14 protein-coding genes and 1 pseudogene are annotated in these 19004 nt (G+C 72.3%); 3 read left to right on the top strand and 12 right to left on the bottom strand.

Translation table 11 applies throughout. The features are described from left to right. Positions 1-34: 34 nt before the first annotated feature. The 3 genes from OG370_RS33405 to OG370_RS33415 all read right to left on the bottom strand — a co-directional run bounded on the left by OG370_RS33405 (position 35) and on the right by OG370_RS33415 (position 3238). The gene (locus tag OG370_RS33405; protein WP_328470857.1) at positions 35-874 is read right to left on the bottom strand and encodes a carbohydrate ABC transporter permease; all 840 of its coding nucleotides are present in this window, start codon (positions 872-874) and stop codon (positions 35-37) included. After that, entirely contained in the window at positions 871-1755 is an 885-nt protein-coding gene (locus OG370_RS33410) for a carbohydrate ABC transporter permease (protein ID WP_328474662.1), read from the bottom strand. The genes OG370_RS33405 and OG370_RS33410 overlap by 4 nt, the downstream gene beginning before the upstream one ends. Before the next feature lie 205 nt (positions 1756-1960). Further along, complete coding sequence (locus tag OG370_RS33415; protein WP_328470860.1) at positions 1961-3238, bottom strand: extracellular solute-binding protein; 1278 nt, start codon at positions 3236-3238, stop codon at positions 1961-1963. Between the two features lie 251 nt (positions 3239-3489). On the opposite strand from OG370_RS33415, the gene OG370_RS33420 reads away from it, so the two are divergent. Beyond that, positions 3490-4251 carry a GntR family transcriptional regulator gene (locus OG370_RS33420; RefSeq protein WP_328470862.1) on the top strand — a complete coding sequence of 254 codons (762 nt, stop codon included), beginning with the start codon at positions 3490-3492 and terminating at the stop codon, positions 4249-4251. Positions 4252-4273: 22 nt separating this feature from the next. Here the strand turns inward: OG370_RS33420 and OG370_RS33425 are convergent, their stop codons facing one another. The 5 genes from OG370_RS33425 to OG370_RS33445 form a co-directional block, all read right to left on the bottom strand. Continuing rightward, on the bottom strand, positions 4274-4678 hold the full coding sequence (locus OG370_RS33425) for an SAV_915 family protein (RefSeq protein WP_328470864.1): 405 nt from the start codon (positions 4676-4678) through the stop codon (positions 4274-4276). 304 nt (positions 4679-4982) lie between these two features. Next, on the bottom strand, positions 4983-5669 hold the full coding sequence (locus OG370_RS33430) for a TetR/AcrR family transcriptional regulator (protein ID WP_328470866.1): 687 nt from the start codon (positions 5667-5669) through the stop codon (positions 4983-4985). Between the two features lie 802 nt (positions 5670-6471). Next, complete coding sequence (locus OG370_RS33435) at positions 6472-8013, bottom strand: MFS transporter (RefSeq protein WP_328470868.1); 1542 nt, start codon at positions 8011-8013, stop codon at positions 6472-6474. A 259-nt stretch (positions 8014-8272) separates the two neighbouring features. Then, entirely contained in the window at positions 8273-8980 is a 708-nt protein-coding gene (locus OG370_RS33440; protein WP_328470870.1) for a LysE family translocator, read from the bottom strand. A gap of 429 nt (positions 8981-9409) precedes the next feature. Further along, positions 9410-10294: a helix-turn-helix transcriptional regulator gene (locus OG370_RS33445; RefSeq protein WP_328470872.1), complete on the bottom strand. Its 885-nt coding sequence runs from the start codon at positions 10292-10294 to the stop codon at positions 9410-9412. Positions 10295-10379: 85 nt separating this feature from the next. Here OG370_RS33445 and OG370_RS33450 point away from each other — a divergent pair, with 85 nt between their 5' ends. Next, complete coding sequence (locus tag OG370_RS33450; RefSeq protein WP_328470874.1) at positions 10380-12062, top strand: AMP-binding protein; 1683 nt, start codon at positions 10380-10382, stop codon at positions 12060-12062. 98 nt (positions 12063-12160) lie between these two features. After that, positions 12161-13732, top strand: a complete 1572-nt coding sequence (locus OG370_RS33455; RefSeq protein ID WP_328474664.1) for an AMP-binding protein — start codon at positions 12161-12163, stop codon at positions 13730-13732. Between the two features lie 79 nt (positions 13733-13811). Here the strand turns inward: OG370_RS33455 and gcl are convergent. The 4 genes and pseudogenes from gcl to OG370_RS33475 all read right to left on the bottom strand — a co-directional run. Continuing rightward, a pseudogene (gene gcl, locus OG370_RS33460) lies at positions 13812-15578 on the bottom strand (glyoxylate carboligase); the annotation flags it as partial. A gap of 294 nt (positions 15579-15872) precedes the next feature. Further along, positions 15873-16604 carry a hypothetical protein gene (locus OG370_RS33465; RefSeq protein WP_328470876.1) on the bottom strand — a complete coding sequence of 244 codons (732 nt, stop codon included), beginning with the start codon at positions 16602-16604 and terminating at the stop codon, positions 15873-15875. A gap of 287 nt (positions 16605-16891) precedes the next feature. Further along, positions 16892-17791 (bottom strand): 2-hydroxy-3-oxopropionate reductase, encoded by a 900-nt coding sequence (locus OG370_RS33470; RefSeq protein ID WP_328470878.1) that lies wholly within the window; start codon positions 17789-17791, stop codon positions 16892-16894. 148 nt (positions 17792-17939) lie between these two features. Then, the gene (locus OG370_RS33475; protein ID WP_328470880.1) at positions 17940-18761 is read right to left on the bottom strand and encodes a TIM barrel protein; all 822 of its coding nucleotides are present in this window, start codon (positions 18759-18761) and stop codon (positions 17940-17942) included. Between the last annotated feature and the right edge of the window lie 243 nt (positions 18762-19004).

Genomic DNA, 19004 nt, shown 5'->3' on the forward strand with positions numbered 1-19004 from the left:
GGTACGGGGGCCGCGCGGTGCGGCTTCGGGCGGGTCAGCCCTTGACGGCTCCGGCGGTCATCCCGGTGGTGACCCGGTTCTGGAGCAGCAGGAACACCGCCAGGACCGGCAGCATGAACAGGCACGACGCGGCCATCGTGGCGCCCCAGTCGGTGCCGAAGACGTTGCTGAAGGACGACAGCCACACCGGCAGGGTGCGGGCGCTCTGGTTCTTGATGATCAGCGTGTTGGCGAACGCGAACTCGTTCCAGGCGGTGATGAATCCGAACAGGGACGTCGACAGCAGCCCCGGCGCCAGCAGCGGGAAGGTCACCCGGCGGAACGCCTGCGGCCGGGTGCAGCCGTCGACCTGGGCGGCCTCCTCCAACTCCGCCGGGATCGCGGCGAGGAAGCCGCGCAGCGTCACGATCGTGAACGGCAGCGTCGTCATGAAGTAGACGAGGGTGAGCATCGACAGCCGGTCGAGCATGTCGGTGTCCCGCGCGATGATGTACATCGGGATCAGCAGCGCCTCCCAGGGCGCCATCTGCGCGGTGAACACCAGCAGCAGGAACGCCCGCCGGCCGCGCCAGCGCATCCGCGCCACCGCGAAGGCCGCGAGCAGCGCCACCACCAGTGCCATCAGCACCGCGCCGAGCGTGACGACGAGGCTGTTGCGCCAGTATCCGGCGAAGCCGTCGGCGCGTACCGCGGTGCGGAAGTGCGCGAGGGTGGGGTGCAGCGGGAGAAACGTCGGGTCGGCGCCCTCGATGTCGGCGGTCGGCTCGAACGCGGTGACCGCCATCCAGTAGACGGGGAACGCGGACAGCACCAGGACCAGCAGGGCGGCGGCGTTGAGCGGCAGCCGGCGCAGCCCGCGGCGGACGGCGGTCATGCGGTGCCCTCCTTTCCTTCCTGGCGGAACATCCGGCGCAGGTTGAACACCAGCGCGGCGAGCAGGATCAGCACGGTCAGCGTGGAGACCGCCGACCCGAGGTCGTACTTGTGGAAGGACTGCGCGATCTGGAACGCGTACACCGGCAGGGTGGTGGTGGCGCCGTCCGGGCCGCCCTGGCCGATCACCCAGATCTGGGTGAAGCACTTGAAGCACCAGATCACTTCGAGCGAGGTGACCAGGGCGAACAGCGGCCGCAGCATCGGGACGGTGACCAACCGGAAGGTCTGCCAGGGCCCGGCGCCGTCGATCCGCGCCGATTCGTACAACTCGGCCGGGATCGTGGTCAGTCCGCCGTAGAGGGTCAGCGCGGCGAACGGCACCGACTGCCACACCACCAGGGTGACCAGGATCGCGAAGGTGGCGCCGCCGTGCGCGAACCAGGTGTAGTCGCGGTAGGAGGTGAAACCCAGCTTTACCAGTGCCCAGTTGACCACTCCGAACCGGGACTGGAAGAGCCACTGGAAGACCGTGGTGGCGGCGATCACCGGGGTGGCCCAGGCCAGCACCAGCGAGCTCATCACCGGCAGCCGCAGCCGTCGGCCGAGCCGGACCAGCAGCAGCGCGACCAGCGTCCCGATCAGCATGATCAGCACGACGTTGAGCGCCGTCCACCACACGGTGCGGCGCACCACCGTCCAGAACTCCGGATCGGTCAGCGCCTCGCGGTAGTTGGCCACGCCGACGAACGAGGCCCCGCCGTTGATGAGTTCGGCCAGCCGGTAGTGCTGGAAGGACATCACGGTGTTGCGGACCACCGGGTAGACCAGCAGGAAGGCCGCGCCCACCACGGTGGGGGAGACCAGGAGGTAGGGCCACAGGGCGGCGAGCACGCGGCGCGGCCCCGAGCGCGGTCGGCGGGGGTTCCCGGGGGTCTTCCCCGACGGGTGGCGGGCGAAGCGGCCGCGGCGGCCCGGGCGGCCGGACGGCGTGCCGCCGGGGCCGCCTCGCGGGTCGGCCGAGTCCTGCCCGGCGGCGGTGGGTGCGGTGAGCACGGCGGTCTCCTGAGTGATCCGGGGCGGTCGGTCAGGACGAGGTGTTGAGTGCCTTGGTGATGGCCTCCGACGCGGTCCTGCCCGCCTTCGCCGGGTCGGCGCCGGTGAGCACCTGGGTGAGGTACTGCTTGATCGGGTTGTCCGCCTCGACCGCCGCCCAGTTGGGGGAGTTGGGAGTGGCGTGCCCGTCGGCCGCGCCGGCCGCCATCGCGGAGGCGCCCGGGTCGCCCTTCAACACCCCCGCCAGCGAGGTGCGGTTGGGGACGTAGCTCATGGCCTTGGCGATCCGCGTCTGCCACGTGGTGCCCGCCAGCGCCTTGACCACCTGGTAGGCCATCGCCTGGTGCCGGGACGCCTGCGGGATGACCAGGTCGGAGCCGCCGGTGAAGACCGCGCCGGGCCGGTCGGCGGTCTTGCCGGGGATCGGGAAGAAGCCGAGCTTCCCCTTGAGCGCGGGGTCGGCCTCCGTGATGGCGGCGGCGCCGCCGGGGGTGGAGATGATCTGCGCGACGTCGCCCTTGGCGAAGGCGTTCGCCTGGAGCGGCTTGGCCTCGTCGGAGTCCTTCGGGCCCTGACCGAGCGCCTGGAGCTGCCGGTAGAAGGCCGTCGCGGCCCGCGCCTGCGGGGTGTCCAGACCGCCGCTCCAGGTCCCGCCGCTCTTGGTGGCGAGGTCGCCGCCCTCGTCCCACAGGAAGCCGGCGTACGTGTACCAGGACTGCCCCGGCAGGTAGATGCCCTGGTTTCCGCCGGTGTCGAGCTTCGTGGTGTCGGTGATCCACTCGGCGCGGGTCTTCGGCGGCGCCGTGATGCCGGCCTTGGCGAAGAGGTCCTTGTTGTAGATGACCACGCGGTTGGCGGCGTACCACGGGATGCCGTACTGCTTGCCGTCGATCTTCCCGGGCTCGGCGAGGCCGGGTATCCAGTCCGAGCCGTGCAGGTCGGCGACCTTGCCGGTGAGGTCGTCCACGCCGCCGCTGGCCGCGTACTGGGCGACCTGGGTGTTGCCCACCTCGATGACGTCGGGGGCGTCGTTGCCGGCCAGCGCGCTGACGATCTTGGCGCCGATGCCGTCCCACTCCTGGATCTGGATGTCGAGGGTGGTGCCGGGGTGGGCCTTCTCGAAGTCCGCGGTGAACGCCTTGAGCACCGGGGCGGCCACGCTGTCGCGCATGATCCACACGGTGAGCCGGGCCGGTCCGGCGTCGTCGCCGGAGCCGGAACCGGAGGAGGAGCCGCACGCGGTGAGACCGGTGAGGCCACTGATGCTGATGAGGAGCGCCGCGGCGCCGGAAAGCAGTCTGGATCTCACGGAGTAGTCACCTCAGAGGAAGCGGTGGAACTTACCACTGGTCAACTGGTCTGGTGTTGACGGAGAAGGTGGCATAGGCCACTGGTGACGTCAAGAGGTCGCGAGAAAGCCGTAAGAGGGCTCGTATACGGCCGAAGATCAGGTGTTCTCGCCCTCCTCGCGCGATACCTCCGGGCCCGACCGCACTGGCGTACTGGTCAACATCTGGATAACCTCCCCTTGACAAGTACTTCGGGGAAAGGGCACCGCACATGGCCAGCGAGCCGCCGCGCCTGGCGCTGAAACGCGAACGTGTCCGTGACTACCTCATGGAACTCGTCGAGTCCCGCGCCCCCGGCGACCCGATCCCCTCCGAACGCACGCTGTGCGACCAACTCGGCGTGTCCCGGCCGACGTTGCGCTCGGCCGTCGACGAACTCGTCACCAACGGGCTGCTGCTGCGCGAGCACGGCCGGGGCATGTTCGTCGCCCGCGCGAAGATCACCCAGGAACTCGCCCAGGACCACGACGTGTTGCGCCTGCCGCAGGCGTCCGGCACCTGGACCAGCCGGGTGCTGGAGTTCGCCACCGTGCGGGCCGGCGCCCGCGTCGGTCGCAAGCTCCACCTGTCACCCGCCGCCGACGTCGTCTACATCGCCCGGCTCCGGCTGGTGGACGGGGAGCCGATGGCCATCGAGTACCTGCATGTCCCGGCCGCCCTCGTGCCCGGGCTGGCCCCCGCCGACATGGAGTCCGGCGACTTCTACGACACGCTGCGCGACCAGCACGGGGTGCGGGTGCACGAGGCGGTCCAGTCCATCGAGCCCACGGTCACCAACGAGGAGGAGGCGAGTCTGATCGGCGTGCCGGTGCTCTCGCCCGCGCTGCTCTTCGAACGCCTCACCCACGACGAGACGGGGCGCCCCGTCGAGTACGTCCACTCCGTCTACCGCGGCGACCGCTACCGGATCGTCTCGCGGCTGACCCTGTCCCACTCGGCGACCGCGTGGCGGTACACCGGGCCGCCGGGATAGCGGGAGGTGGGCGCGGGAACGGTCAGGCGGGGGGAACGGGGAGGGCGCCGCGGGACGGGCGCGCGGCGCGCGGCTCGGTGCTGCGGGTGGGGGCCGGGGCGGGGGCCTCGGGCGCGCCCCAGGAGGCCGGCGGCCGGGCGGTGAGCACCGGGTCGATCGTCACGTGCCGCGCCCCGAGCGGCTCGGCGAGCCGCCGCAACGCGGACTCCGAGAGCCGAATCCACGGCTGGGTCGGCCCGAGTACGGACCGCAGCCGCCGGTCGGTGGTGAAGGCGACCGCCGTGCGCGTGCCGAAGGGCGTGCGCCACAGCCGCACGATGTCGCCGGCGGGCCCGCGCCGCACCGGAACGTAGAGCGCTCGGCCGGCCGCCCCGTCGGACTCATCGGCGACACCGGCGACGGACGGCTGGTGCTGGCTCACGTGCATGTCCTTACGGTAACCCGCCGCCGTCACCTCGTCCGCGCCGGTCCTGGCATCCCGCACCGCCCCGCGGCGGGGCCGGCGGCCGTCCTGGCCGTACCGCCGGCCGGATTGGCCCACGGCCCATGACCAGGCCAGGCGCCCCGGACGGCCGCCGCCCGCCGGACACCCGATCCGCCGCTGCCGCCCGAACGAGTGAAGCCCGCGCCGATCCGGCGGCCGGCCCGGACGTGCTGAACGTCACTGCCCGATGTACGGCCCGGCAGCCCCTCGGGGCGGGCCCGGGGGCGGAGGAACGGTCCGGACGGCGTCAGGCGCGGGTCTCCGACACCGCCGCGAGACCGGTCAGGTATCCGTGCAGCACCGTCTTGAACTCCTGCGCCAGCCTGGCCTGTTCGCACGCGGTCGCGCCTTCGAGCGCCGGCAGGATGGCCTTGGCGATGTGCACCACGACCGTGGCGGAGCGCTGCCGGTTGGCGGGGGTGAGGTGGGGCGCGGCGGCCGCGACCGCCGCCTCCATGACCTGCTGCGCGCCCGTGTTGAGGGAGGCGACGCTCCTGGCCGGGGGCGCGGTTCCGGCGAAGAGGGGCCGGAAGGCGGGGCTCGCCTGGCTGAACGCGAGCATCGGGTCGACCATCCGGTCCACCAGCTCGCCGATCGGCATCCCGCCGAGCGCAGGGTCCCGCAGGAAGCCGAAGACGGCGCGGAGTTGGGCGGCGCAGCGCTCCGCGAGGGCCCGCGCCATCGCCTCCTTGTTGGGGAAGAACTGGTAGAGGGTGCCGGGGGAGGCGCCGGCGCGGGCGGCGATGCTGTTGGTCGTCGCGGACTCGTAGCCGACCTCGGCGAACTCCTCGGCCGCGGCGTCCAGGAGCTGGGCGATGCGCTTCTCGCCGCGGGCCAGCCGTCTCTTCGGCGCGGTGCCGGCTGTGCTGTCGGCGGCGGTGGAGCGGCCGGCTGCCGTGGTGGCGGCCTGGGCGTCCGGTGGTGTGCGCGGCATTCACATCTCCCGGGTGCGGACCGCGGCCGGTCGTCCGTGCCCGCCGGCCCGGGAGCTGTCCCGGGGACGGACCGGCCGACCGCCGCGCGGGTCACGGCGGCCCTGCCAGCGTAACGCGCCGGGCCCAACAGGCATGGTCCGAAAGGTGATTGACAGCGGTGGGGCGCGCTCCTACGCTAACGCCGTTACGAGTGAAGACTCGTAAGTGGAATGGTCGCACCGTGGGCACGGCCCGCCCGGGAGTGCGGCCGAGTGGTCCCCCGGGCCGCGTGGTGCCGTCGCACCCCGTACGTGGCGGCCCCGGACCCGGATGTGGCGGGCGCCTGCTCCGCGCCGAGCCGTCGGGATCGCTCACCCGGCCCTGTCCCACGCCTCCCCGCGAGGCCGGGGCGGGGCCGTATCCGTGTCGGCGAAGGCGTTCTCGTGGCGTCCGTGCGCGGAACGGCGCCGGTTGAGGTGTCTCGTCAGGGTCGCCGAGGAACCGCCCTTCGGGCGGCCCGCACACGCCACCGCCCCGTCGGCGCGCACGGGGGCGGCGCGCCGACGGGGCGGTGGTGGTGTCCAGAGGGCTTGGTGACCGGGTGTCCCGTCCCCACGATGACCCGGTGACCAGCCCCCTGGGGCCCCGGCCGCGTTCCGCTCGGTTCGCGTCGGGGAGTCGGAGGTGCTGATCGGACGGTGGTGATCAGATGGTGCTGCCGGACGTTCCGGACGCCCCGGAAGATGCGGCTCGATGCTTGCGGGTAAGGGGCGTGTATCTGGGTGCGTGCCCCTTACCCGCGCGGCTCCGACCGAGCCGGACCTACATGTGCACGGCTTTCGGCTCGCCCTCGGGCGCCAGCTCCGGGCGTCCGCTGCGGAACATCAGCGCCGCGATCACGGTGCCGACCGCGAAGAACGCGGCGGACCACCAGTAGGCGGTGGAGTAGCTGTGCAGTTGGGCGTGTGCGGCCACCAGCTTGCTCGGCGGGTTGGAGGTCGCGTGGTGGGTGATGTAGCTCGTCGCGGCGCTCGCGGCCAGCGTGTTCAGCAGCGCGGTCCCGATCGAACCGCCGACCTGCTGCATGGTGTTGACGGCCGCGGACGCGACACCCGCGTCGTCGGCCCGCACACCCGCGGTGGCCACGCTCATCACGGTCGGCATCACCAGGCCGAGGCCCAGGCCGATCACGATCAGCGGCGGCAGCACGTTCGCCGCGTAGGTGCTGTTCAGGTCGAGCGTGGTCAGCCAGGCCATGCCGACGGCGGCCATGCCCATGCCCACCGGCACGATCGGCCGGGGGCCGAACCTCGGCAGCAGGTTGTTCGTCGCGAGCTGCGCGGAGACCATCAGCGACGCGATCATCGGCAGGAAGGCCAGGCCGGTCTTCACCGGGTTGTAGAGCAGCGACAGCTGGAGGTAGTAGGTCAGGAACAGGAAGACACCGAACATGCCGATGCCGGAGATCCCGAGGATCGCGAACGACGCGCCGCGGTTGCGGTCGAGCAGGACACGCAGCGGCAGCAGCGGGTGCGCGGTGCGGCCCTGCCACCAGCCGAACGCGGCCACCAGTACCACGCCCAGCAGCAGGAAGCCCCAGGTCAGCGGGGAGCCCCAGTCGTGGCTGTCGGCGTTCGAGAAGCCGTAGACGACGCTGAACAGACCGGTGGTGACCAGGATGGTGCCGGGGACGTCCAGCCGGGGCCGGACCGCCGGGGCGCCCTTGCGGAGGAACGCCATGCCGCCGACGAAGGCGATGACGGCGAAGATCAGGTTGACGTACAGGGTCCAGCGCCAGCTCAGGTGCTCGGTGAGCACGCCGCCGAGCAGCAGGCCGATGCCGCCGCCGGCGCCGGCGATGGCGCCGTAGATGCCGAACGCCTTGGCGCGTTCCTTGGCGTCGGTGAACGTGGTGTTCAGCAGGGACAGCGCGGCCGGCGCGAGCATGGCGCCGAACAGGCCCTGCAGGGCGCGGCCGCTGACGAGCACCGCGAAGTTCGGGGCGGCGCCGGCCACTGCGGAGGCGACGGCGAAGCCGACGACGCCGATCAGGAAGACCACCTTGCGGCCGACCAGGTCGGCGAGCCGCCCGCCGAGCAGCAGCAGGCTGCCGAACGCGAGCGAGTAGGCGGTGACGATCCACTGCCGGTTGCCGTCGCTGAAGCCGAGCGCGTGCTGAGCGGAGGGGAGTGCGATGTTCACCACGGTGGCGTCGAGCACGACCATGAGCTGGGCGATGGCGATCACCGCGAGCACCCACCAGCGGTGGGAGGGATGCTCCTCAGGGGCCTGCTTGTCCAGCGCGACCGGGCCGGCCGGTGCCGAATCGCCGACGTTCACGTCGGACGCGGACTGAGTCGACATATTCGTGACTCCTGGAAGTGGGACGGGCGGCGAACCGCTGGGAAGAACGAAACCGTTTCGTACTCTGTCGTATGGATCGACCGTACGACTCGTCATATCGAAACGCAAACGTTTCGCTGTCCTCGGCGATGTGCGACTGCTCACAGGTCAGCGGCTCAACCCGGGTGCGGCCCGGGGGCGTCCTTCCATCAGCCTGTCAGCGCGCTGTGTGCCCCAGGAGTGCGCCCCCCTCTTCCCCAGGAGGTGCTCGACGCGGTGCCTACGTGTCCGCGCGGCCGGTCACCGCGACCGCCACGCCCAGTCCGATCATCGCGAGGCCGCCGGTGCCGCCGATGGCCGCCATCCGGCGCGGCGAGCGGGCGAACCAGGTGCGGGCCGCCGACGCGGTCAGCGCCCACACGCTGTCGCAGACCAGGGCGATCACGGTGAAGACCAGGCCGAGCAGCAGCATCTGCTGGTGCACCCCGCCCGCGTTCCGGTCCACGAACTGGGGGAGCACGGCGGCGAAGAAGATGCAGGTCTTCGGGTTGGTCACGCCCACGACGAAGCCTTCCCACAGGGTGCGGGCGTCGCTACGGGTACGCGGCGCCGCTGCGGCATCGGTCCGCGCGGGCCCGGTCCGCGCGGTTCCGGTCTGTGCGGCTTCCTCCGCTCCCGGTACGGCGGTCGCCGTTGACAGGTCCGCGCGGTGGCGCCATGCCTTCACGCCCAGGAAGACCAGGTAGACCGCGCCCACGAGTTTCACTGTCGTGAACACCGCGGCCGAGGTGGCCATCACCTCGCCGAGGCCCAGGGAGACGGCTGCCGCCAGCAGATACGCGCCGATCGCGTTCCCCAGGACGCTGCCCAACGCGGTCCGGCGGCCGTGCGCCAGCGCCCGGCCCAGGACGAAGAGCACGCTGGGGCCCGGGATCAGCACCAGCACCAGCGATATTCCGGCGAAGCCGAGCAGACGGTCGACCGACACGGTAACTCCTTTCAACGGGAGGGGGGTTCCGCGTGAGCGTAAGCCGCCCGAGGGTGCCCCGTCCCCGGAGTTTCGGGTGTCCGGCCGCGCGGGCCCCTGCGGGGTGGCTGCCCCGTCCCGTCCGCGGGCCGGTGGCCTGCTGGTCGCGCAGTTCCCCGCGCCCCTGGGTGGGTGGCCCTTGTGGTGCGTTGTTTGTTTGCGGGTGCGTGGTGGCTTGTCGCGCAGTTCCTCGCGCCCCTGATTTGGGTTGCTCGCCGTCGTCGGCGAGCTGTGCGCTGCGGAGCAGCCGCACGTACTCAGGGGCGCGGGGAACCGCGCGACCAGCCAGAGCGCACCGGCACCCGGGGGCGGTGAGGAACCCCCGCGGCGGGGAGCCGTACACCACCCGGGGGGAGCCGCAGCGGCACCCGGGGTGGTGGGGAGCCGTGCTTACGGTAGGAGACCGGCGCGCCTCGCGGCGACCACCGCTTCGAGGCGGGTATGCGCCCCCAACTTCCGCATGGCGGACCGCAGATAACTCTTCACCGTCTCGGGCCGCAAACGCAGCCGGGCCGCGGCCGCCGCATTGGTCGCCCCGGAGGAGATGGAGCTGAGGACGTCCAGCTCGCGCGGCGTGAGCTGGGGCGCGCCGCGCGTGGAGCGTCCGGGCCGGGTGGACGCGGGCGGCGCGCCCGCCGCCGCGAGCCGGGTGCACGCACTGAGCAACTCCTGCCGCAGATGCATGTCGGGCACCTGCCCGGCCAGTGCCCGCAACTCCGCGTGCGCCTCGCGCACCTCCTCCCAGGCGCGCGGATCGGCCGGCAGCGGCGCCTGCGCGAAGGACAGCAGCCGCTGCGCCTCATCCCTTATCACCAGCGCCTGCTCCAGCTCGCGGGCCGCGTCCAGCGCCACGTTCAGCGGCCGGTCACCGAGCGAGTAGGGCTGCCGCAGCGCCCCGTAGAGCACCCCCCGCACCCGGCGCTGCACGACGATCGGCACCGCCAGCACCGAGCGCAGCCCCTCGCCCGCCACCGCGGCGTCGTACTCGTGGCTGATCACCCGGGAGTCGCGGTACTCGGTGACCGCGTAGGGGCGGCCCATCGCGAGCGTCTTGCCGCCCAGACCGTTGCCCGTGGTGATCGAGAGCCCGCGCAGCGACTCGGTGGCCGTGCCCGCCAGCTCGCTGATCCGGAACTGCCGCGCCCCGTACCCGACCGGCAGCCCGCCGCCGCCCGCCACCAGGCCGCCGAACGACACCGCCAACAGCCCCGACCTGCGCATCCGCAACAGCGCCGCCCGCACCTCGACCGCCTCACCGTGTCCGTTCACCCGCATCACCCCCTCACCCCCTTCCGGGGGTAGTGAGACCCACGTCACTACCGGACGATGCTACTCAGGGGTCCGTCGACGAGGAGGACACATGGCGGCATCGGACGCGACCGGGATGTTCCGGGACGCCAGGGACTTCCTGCTGCGGCACCGTGAGGACTACCAGGCAGCGTATGACGGTTTCGGGTGGCCGAGGCCCGAGCACTTCAACTGGGCGCTGGACTGGTTCGACGCCGTCGCCGCCGATCCCGCGCGCGCCGACCGGCCCGCGCTGTGGATCGTCGAGGAGGACGGCAGCGAGGCGCGCACCACCTTCCGGGAGATGTCCGCCCGTACCGACAGGGTCGCGAACTGGCTGCGCGGCCTGGGCGTGCGGGCCGGCGACCGGGTGCTGCTCATGCTCGGCAACCAGACCGAGCAGTGGGAGACCGCGCTGGCGCTGATGAAGCTGCGGGCGGTGGCCATCCCGGCCACCCCGCTGCTCGGCCCGGCCGACCTGCGCGACCGGATCGACCGCGGCGGGGCCCGGCACGCGGTGGTGCGGGCCGCCGACACCGGGAAGTTCGCCGACGTGCCCGGCGACTACACCCGGATCGCGGTCGGCGGCGCCACCGGGCCGTGGCGGGCGTACGAGGACGCGTACGCCGCCGACCCGGTCTTCGTGCCCGACGGGCCCACCCGCGGCGACGACCCGCTGATGCTGTACTTCACCTCCGGCACCACCGCCCGGCCCAAGCTGGTCCAGCACACCCATCTGTCGTACCCGGTGGGGCACTTGGCCACCATGTACTGGATCGGGCTGCGCCCCGGCGACGTGCATCTGAACATCTCCTCGCCCGGGTGGGCCAAGCACGCCTGGTCCAGCCTGTTCGCGCCGTGGAACGCCGAGGCGACGGTCTTCGTGCACAACTACACCCGGTTCGACCCGGCCCGGCTGATGGCCGAGATGGACCGGGCCGGGGTGACCAGCTTCTGCGCGCCGCCCACGGTGTGGCGGATGCTCATCCAGGCCGACCTGCGGGCGCTGGCGCATCCGCCGCGCGAGGTGGTCGCGGCCGGCGAGCCGCTCAACCCCGAGGTGATCGAGCACGTCAGACGGCTGTGGGGGGTGCTGATCCGGGACGGGTTCGGGCAGACCGAGACCGCCGTGCAGGTCGCCAACCCGCCCGGGCAACTGGTCAAGGCCGGCTCCATGGGCCGCCCCACCCCCGGCTACACCGTCGCCCTGGTCGATCCGCAGACCGGCCGGCCCGGCGACGACGGCGAGATCTGCCTCGACCTGTCCACCCGCCCGGTCGGCCTGATGACCGGATACGCCGGCGACCCGGAGCGCACCGCCGAGGCGATGGCCGGCGGCTACTACCACACCGGCGACATCGGCCACCGCGACGCGGACGGCTACATCACCTACGTCGGTCGCAGCGACGACGTCTTCAAGTCCTCCGACTACAAGATCTCCCCGTTCGAGCTGGAGAGCGCGCTGCTGGAGCACGAGGCGGTCGCCGAGGCCGCCGTGGTGCCCGCGCCCGACGACCTGCGGCTGTCGGTGCCGAAGGCGTACGTGGTGCTCGCGGCCGGCTGGGCGGCCGACGGCGAGACCGCCAAGGCGATCTTCGCGCACTCCCGGTCGGTGCTGGCGCCCTACAAGCGGGTGCGGCGGCTGGAGTTCGCCGAACTCCCCAAGACCGTGTCGGGCAAGATCCGCCGGATCGAGTTGCGCGAGGCGACCGCGCGCGACGGCAGCCACGAGTACCGCGAGGAGGACTACCGGTGAGCGATACGGGCACGGACACGGACACGACCGGGACCGGGGCCGTCGCCGACACCCCGCCGGCCGAACCGTCCTACGCGCACGGCACCGGCGGCGCCCCGCTGCTCGGCGACACGATAGGACGCAACCTCGACCGGGCGCTGGCCGCCCACCCCGACCGCGAAGCACTCGTCGACGTGGCCGGCGAACGGCGCTGGACCTACCGCGAGTTCGGCCGCGACGTGGACGCGCTGGCCCGGGGCCTGGCCGCCCACGGCGTGCACAAGGGCGACCGGGTCGGCATCTGGGCGGTCAACTGCCCCGAGTGGGTGCTCGTGCAGTACGCCACCGCCCGGCTCGGCGCGATCATGGTGAACATCAACCCCGCCTACCGGCTGCACGAGTTGGCGTTCGTGCTCAAGCAGTCCGGCATCGAGGTGCTGATCGCCTCCACCGAGTACCGCAGCAGCGACTACCGGGCGATGGCCGCCGAAGTCCGCGACGACTGCCCGCGGTTGCGCGAGGTGGTGCACATCGGCGACCCGGACTGGGACCGCCTCATGGCGGCCGGGGCGGACCTGCCGGCCGACTACCTCGCCGTCCAGGAGGCGTCGCTCAGCTGCGACGAGCCGGTCAACATCCAGTACACCTCCGGCACCACCGGCTTCCCCAAGGGTGCCACCCTCTCCCACCACAACATCCTCAACAACGGCTACTTCGTGGGCGGCACGGTCGGCTACACCGAACAGGACCGGGTCTGCCTGCCGGTGCCCTTCTACCACTGCTTCGGCATGGTGATGGGCAACCTCGGCATCACCTCGCACGCCGCCTGCATCGTCATCCCCGCGCCCGCCTTCGACCCGGCCGCGACCCTGCGCGCCGTCGAGCAGGAGCGCTGCACCTCGCTCTACGGCGTGCCCACGATGTTCATCGCCGAGCTGGGCCTGCCCGACTTCGCCTCCTACGACCTCAGTTCGCTGCGCACCGGCATCATGGCCGGCTCGCCGTGCCCGGCGGAGGTGATGAAGCGGGTCATGTCGGAGATGCACATGGCCGAGGTGTCGATCTGCTACGGGATGACCGAGACCTCGCCGGTGTCCACCCAGACCCGCCGGGACGACGACCTGGAGCACCGCACCGAGACCGTCGGCCGGGTGCTCCCGCACATCGAGGTGAAGGTCGTGGACCCTTCCTCGGGTGTCACCCTGCCACGCGGAACCCCGGGTGAACTGTGCACCCGGGGCTACTCGGTGATGCTCGGCTACTGGGACGAACCGCAGCGCACCGCCGAAGCCGTGGACGACGGGCGCTGGATGCACACCGGGGACCTCGCACTGATGCGGGAGGACGGCTACGTCGCCGTCGTCGGCCGGATCAAGGACATGATCATCCGGGGCGGGGAGAACATCTACCCGCGCGAGATCGAGGAGTTCCTCTACACCCACCCGAAGATCGCCGACGTGCAGGTGGTCGGCGTGCCCGACGCCCGCTACGGCGAGGAGATCCTCGCCTGCGTCATCCCGCGCGACCCGGCAGACCCGCCCACCCTCGCCGAGGTCGCCGGGTTCTGCGCCGACCGGATCGCGCACTACAAGGTGCCGCGCCAACTGCGCGTACTCGACGCCTTCCCGATGACGGTCAGCGGCAAGGTGCGCAAGATCGAGCTGCGCGAACGGTTCAGCGCACCGCGGTGACGGCGGCCGAGGCGGTGGCGCCGGCCGGGGTGGTGCCACCGGCCGGGGCGGTGGCCGGGGCGGGCGCGGTCAGCGGGATGACCGCGGTCGGGGCGTGCCAGGGCTCGGTCGCCACCTCCTCGAACTCCACCACGTTGCCGATGTCGGCGGTGGTGGACATCGAGATGTTGGTGACCCGCTCCAGGATCGCCTCGACCACCACCGGCACCCGGTGCTCGGCGGCGAGCTTCTTCGCCTGCGCGAAGGCCGCGCCCAGCTCACCGGGCTCGGTGACCCGGATCGCCTTGCAGCCCAGGCCCTCGGCGACCTTGACGTGGTCCACGCCGTAGCAGCCGATCTCCGGCGAGTTGGCGTTCTCGAACTCCAGGTTCACCTGGAAGTCGATGTCGAGGCCGAGCTGCGCCTGCCGGATCAGCCCGAGGTAGGAGTTGTTCACCAGCACGTGCACGTAGGGGATGCGGTGCTGGGCGCCGACCGCCAGCTCCTCGATCATGAACTGGAAGTCGTAGTCCCCGGACAGGGCCACCACCTGGGCGTCCGGGTCGGCGGTGGCGATGCCCAGCGCGGCCGGGACGGTCCAGCCGAGCGGACCGGCCTGGCCGCAGTTGATCCAGTGCCGGGGGCGGTAGACGTGCAGCATCTGGGCGCCGGCGATCTGGGAGAGCCCGATGGTGGACACGTAGCGGGTCTCCGGGCCGAACGCGCGGTTCATCTCCTCGTAGACCCGCTGCGGCTTCATCGGGACGTCATCGAAGTGGGTGCGGCGGTGCAGCGACGCCTTGCGCTCCCGGGCCGAGGCGGCCCACGCCGAGCGGTCGGGCAGCCGCCCGGCCTCCCTGGCCTCCCGCGCCGCGGCGACGAACAGCTCCAGCGCGGCCTTCGCGTCCGAGGCGATGCCGTAGTCCGGGGCGAAGATCTTCCCGATCTGGGTCGGCTCGATGTCGACGTGCACGAAGGTGCGGCCGGCGGTGTAGACGTCGAGCCGGCCGGTGTGCCGGTTCGCCCAGCGGTTGCCGATGCCCAGCACGAAGTCCGAGGCGAGGAACGTCGCGTTGCCGTACCGGTGCGAGGTCTGCAGGCCGACCATGCCGGCGTTCAGCGGGTGGTCGTCGGCGATCGCGCCCCAGCCCATCAGGGTGGGCACCACCGGCACCCCGGTCAGCTCGGCGAACTCCACCAGCAGGCCGGCCGCGTCGGCGTTGATCACCCCGCCGCCCGCGACGATCAGCGGGCGTTCGGCCGCGCCGAGCATCGCCAGCGCCTTGGCGATCTGCGCGGCCGAGGCGGCCGGCCGGTAGACCGGCAGCGGCTGGTACGTCTCGGGGTCGAACTCGATCTCGGTGAGCTGCACGTCGATCGGCAGGTCGATCAGCACGGGGCCGGGGCGCCCGGAGCGCATCAGGTGGAAGGCCTGCTGGAAGACGCCCGGGACCTGCGCGGCCTCCAGCACGGTGGTGGCGGCCTTGGTGACCGGCGCGGCGATCGAGGCGATGTCGACCGCCTGGAAGTCCTCCTTGTGGATCACCGCGGTGGGGGCCTGGCCGGTGATGCACAGGATCGGGATCGAGTCGCCGATCGCCGAGTACAGGCCGGTGATCATGTCGGTGCCCGCCGGGCCCGAAGTCCCGATGCACACGCCGATGTTGCCCGGCGCGGTGCGGGTGTACCCCTCGGCCATGTGCGAGGCGCCCTCCACGTGCCGGGCGAGCGTGTGGGTGATCCCCCCCGAGGCTTTCAGAGCCGCGTAGAAGGGGTTGATGGCCGCTCCCGGGACTCCGAAGGCCACGTCCACGCCTTCGAGTTCGAGGATCTCCACGGCCGCGCGCGCGGCGGTCATACGGGTCATGAGGACTCCCTGCGGGGCTTCAACGGGGGTGGGGCGAGCCGAGTGCTCGACGTACTGTTTTCCGTAATGCGGAAAGCAAATTCTGTTATGTGAAATGAGGCTAGGTCGCCGACGGATGGGCGTCAAGGCATCGGATGAGGGTGTGCGGTGCCGTCGCTCGCGGAAGGAGCCGGGCAGACCCAGGGGCGCTGGGGGTACCTCCCGGCGAAGCCAGGGGGAGGAACCGCGCGATCAGCCCACGACCGGGCGGAAGGTCCGGGAACCCGCAGGACGGGGCAGTGCGGGGCGGACCGCCTACTCGGGCCCCCGCCGGGTCAGTTGCTCCGCGGCTTCGTTGACCGGCTGGGGCGTCCCCGTCAGGTCGAGGACGTACAGCGGCACGGCGAGCCGGTCGGCCCGCAGCCGCGCATCGTGGGCGTATCCGGCCAGCGAGAAGAACGCGCCGATGGCGTCCTCGTTGACGCAGTTGAGCCACAGGCACTCGACGTCCCGCAGCGGAGTGGGCAGCGTGGTCGGGTCCACCTGGGCGACCAGCCTGTCGCCGCGCAGGTCGATGCCGTTGGCGGTACGGTCCCCGGCCAGCCGTACGTTCCCGAAGCCGAGCCACTTGAGGTAGTGGGCGGCCGCGCTCAGCGCGTCCCGGGCGGTGCGGATCGTGACCGGGCGGAACGGCGGCCGGCGGGTGGTCGGCGGCGGCACCGGACCGGTCGGCTCGGGTGCGCCGTCCTGCGGCGCGGGCACCTTGCCGTCACCGGAGTCGGCGGCGCAGGCCGCGACCGGCAGCCGCACCAGCGCGCCGCAGGCGCAGTCGTACTCCGGCTGCGGCCACTGGTCGGAGCGCCCGCACTCCGGGCAGCGCAGTCGTACCCAGGACTCGTCCCAGGAGTGGTGCAACACCTGTACGGGCCGGCCGCCGGTCAGCACCGGCGGGGCGAGCGGGTTGCCGCAGGCGCACGGAAACGTCGGGGCGGTGTAGCCGTGCTCCCGCCCGCAGGCGGGGCAGCGCACCGGCACGCTCTCAGCCATCGCTCGCAACTCCCGTCCGGCCCCGGCGGTTCGGACCGAGGTGTCGTGCACCCATAGTGCAGGAAGTCGGCGCCGCTGTGACCGTTCCCTCGCACCCGGTAAGCGTACGAGGGAGGTTGCGGGATTCGGGGGTGGCCGCCCGGCGGTGCTCCCGCGGCCGGGCGGCCGTACGGGTACCCCCAGGCGCGACCCTTGTCGGGGCACGCACCGCCGGGCGGGGTTCGGGGTGGCCGGGCGGGCCCTTCGCACCGGCGGTACTCGGCGCGGGCCCGGCTGCCGACCCGGGCTCAGCCCTTGACCGGCAGCCCGGAGAGCCGTTCCACGCCACGCAGCAGCGCCGAGTGGTCCAGGCCGCCGTCGCCCTGCGCGCGCAGCGAGGCCACCAGGTTCGCGACCACCGCGCCGACCGGCAGGGCCGCGCCGACGGTGCGGGCCGCGTCGGTGACGATCCCCATGTCCTTGTGGTGCAGGTCGATCCGGAAGCCGGGGGCGAAGTCGCGGTTGAGGAAGTTGTCCTTCTTGCGGGCGAGCACGGTGGAGCCGGCCAGGCCGCCGCCGAGGACTTCGAGCGCCGCGGACAGGTCCACGCCGGACTTCTCCAGGAAGACCACGGCCTCGGCGCACGCCTGGATGTTGACCGCCACGATGAGCTGGTTGGCGGCCTTCACGGTCTGGCCGGCGCCGTGCGGGCCGCAGTGCACCACGGTCCTGCCCAGCGCCTCCAGCAGCGGCCGGGCCCGGTCGAAGTCGGCCGCCTCGCCGCCGACCATGATGGACAGCACGGCCTCGACCGCGCCCGCCTCGCCACCGGACACCGGCGCGTCGAGCACGCGGATGCCCTTGTCCCCGGCCGCCTTCGCCAGGTCGATCGAGGTCTGCGGGGTGATCGAGGAGGTGTCGATCAGCAGGGCGCCGCGTCGGGCGTGCGCGAGTATGCCGTCCTCGCCGTAGGCGATCGCCTCGACCTGCGGGGAGGCCGGGACCATGGTGACGATGACGTCCGCGTCGCGGACGGCCGCGGCGATCGAGTCGGCGGCGGTGCCGCCGTTGGCGGCCAGCCGGGCCAGCTTCTCGGCTTCCAGGGTGTAGCCGGTCACGTCGTAACCGGCCTTGATCAGGTTCTCCGACATCGGCGAACCCATGATGCCCAGCCCGATCCAGGCGACCTTGGGCAGTGTGGTGCTCATCTTCTTGCCTTCCGTGGGTGCGGGCCGGATGCGGCGCCGGCGCGGCTCAGGGGATGGGGAGGGAGAGGGAGGAGGACGGGGGATGGATACGGGTATGGGGAGGGCGAGTTGAGGGGAGTCGGGGGTGGGGACCCGGTGGTTCGGCGGGTCAGCGGGGGAGCCAGCCGAAGGCAACCGCGGAACCGGCGGGTGAGGGCTTGTACTCCAGGCCGGTCCAGCCGTCGTAGCCCTTCGCGCGCAGGGCGTCGAGGAGGGCGCCGAGCGGGAGGGTGCCGGTGCCGGGCGCGCCGCGGCCGGGGCTGTCGGCGATCTGCACATGGCCGGTGAGCGCGGTGTGCCGCTCGATGACGGCGGGCAGGTCCTCGCCGTTCATGGCGAGGTGGTAGAGGTCGAGCAGGAAGCGGGTGTTGTCCAGGCCCGTCGCCTCGTTGACCTGACGGACGACGTCGACGGCGGCGTCCGCGGAGACCAGCGGGTAGCGCGGGGACTCGGGGGCGTTGAGCGCCTCGATCAGCAGGGTCGCGCCGATCTCGTCCGCGGCGCGGGCGGCGCGCACCAGGTTCTCCAGCGCGAGCGCGTCCTGCGCGGCCGGGTCCACGCCGTCCACGCGGTTGCCGTAGAGCGCGTTGAGCGCGCGGCAGCCCACGGACGCGGCGAACCCGGCGGCGACCTCGACGTTGGCGCGGAAGCGGTCGGACTCCTCGCCGGGTACGGACAGCGCGCCGCGGTCGGGGCCCGGCAACCGCCCGGCGTAGAAGTTGAGGCCGACCAGGCGGGTGCCGGCCGCCTCCAGGGCGGAGCGCAGTTCGTCGAGTGGGACCTTGTCGGGCGCGGGGTCGTCGATCCACGGCCACCACAGTTCGACGGCGTCGAAGCCCGCGGCGGCGGCCGCGGCCGGCCGCTCCAGCAGCGGGAGTTCGGTGAAGAGGATCGAGAGGTTCACATCGAAGCGCGCGTCGGCGAGACCCACGAAGCGGCTCCTTCCAGAAGGTCGAGATTTCACATTGCGGAAGTTAGTTTCTGTCTTGTGGAACAGTGAAGCAGGCTCGGCCGTGGTGTCAAGCGATCCCGGCGTGGGGCGCGGCCACGGGTCGCCGACGCGGGTCGCGTGCGCGGGGTGCGGCCGCGGGTCGCCTCGTGCGGGTGCGGCCGGGTGCCGGCGGCAATCGCCGCGGACTTGTGGTTCTTTTGTCCGTGCCATTGCTTCGGCCGA

The organism is Streptomyces sp. NBC_00448 (assembly GCF_036014115.1).
Lineage (GTDB): Bacteria > Actinomycetota > Actinomycetes > Streptomycetales > Streptomycetaceae > Actinacidiphila.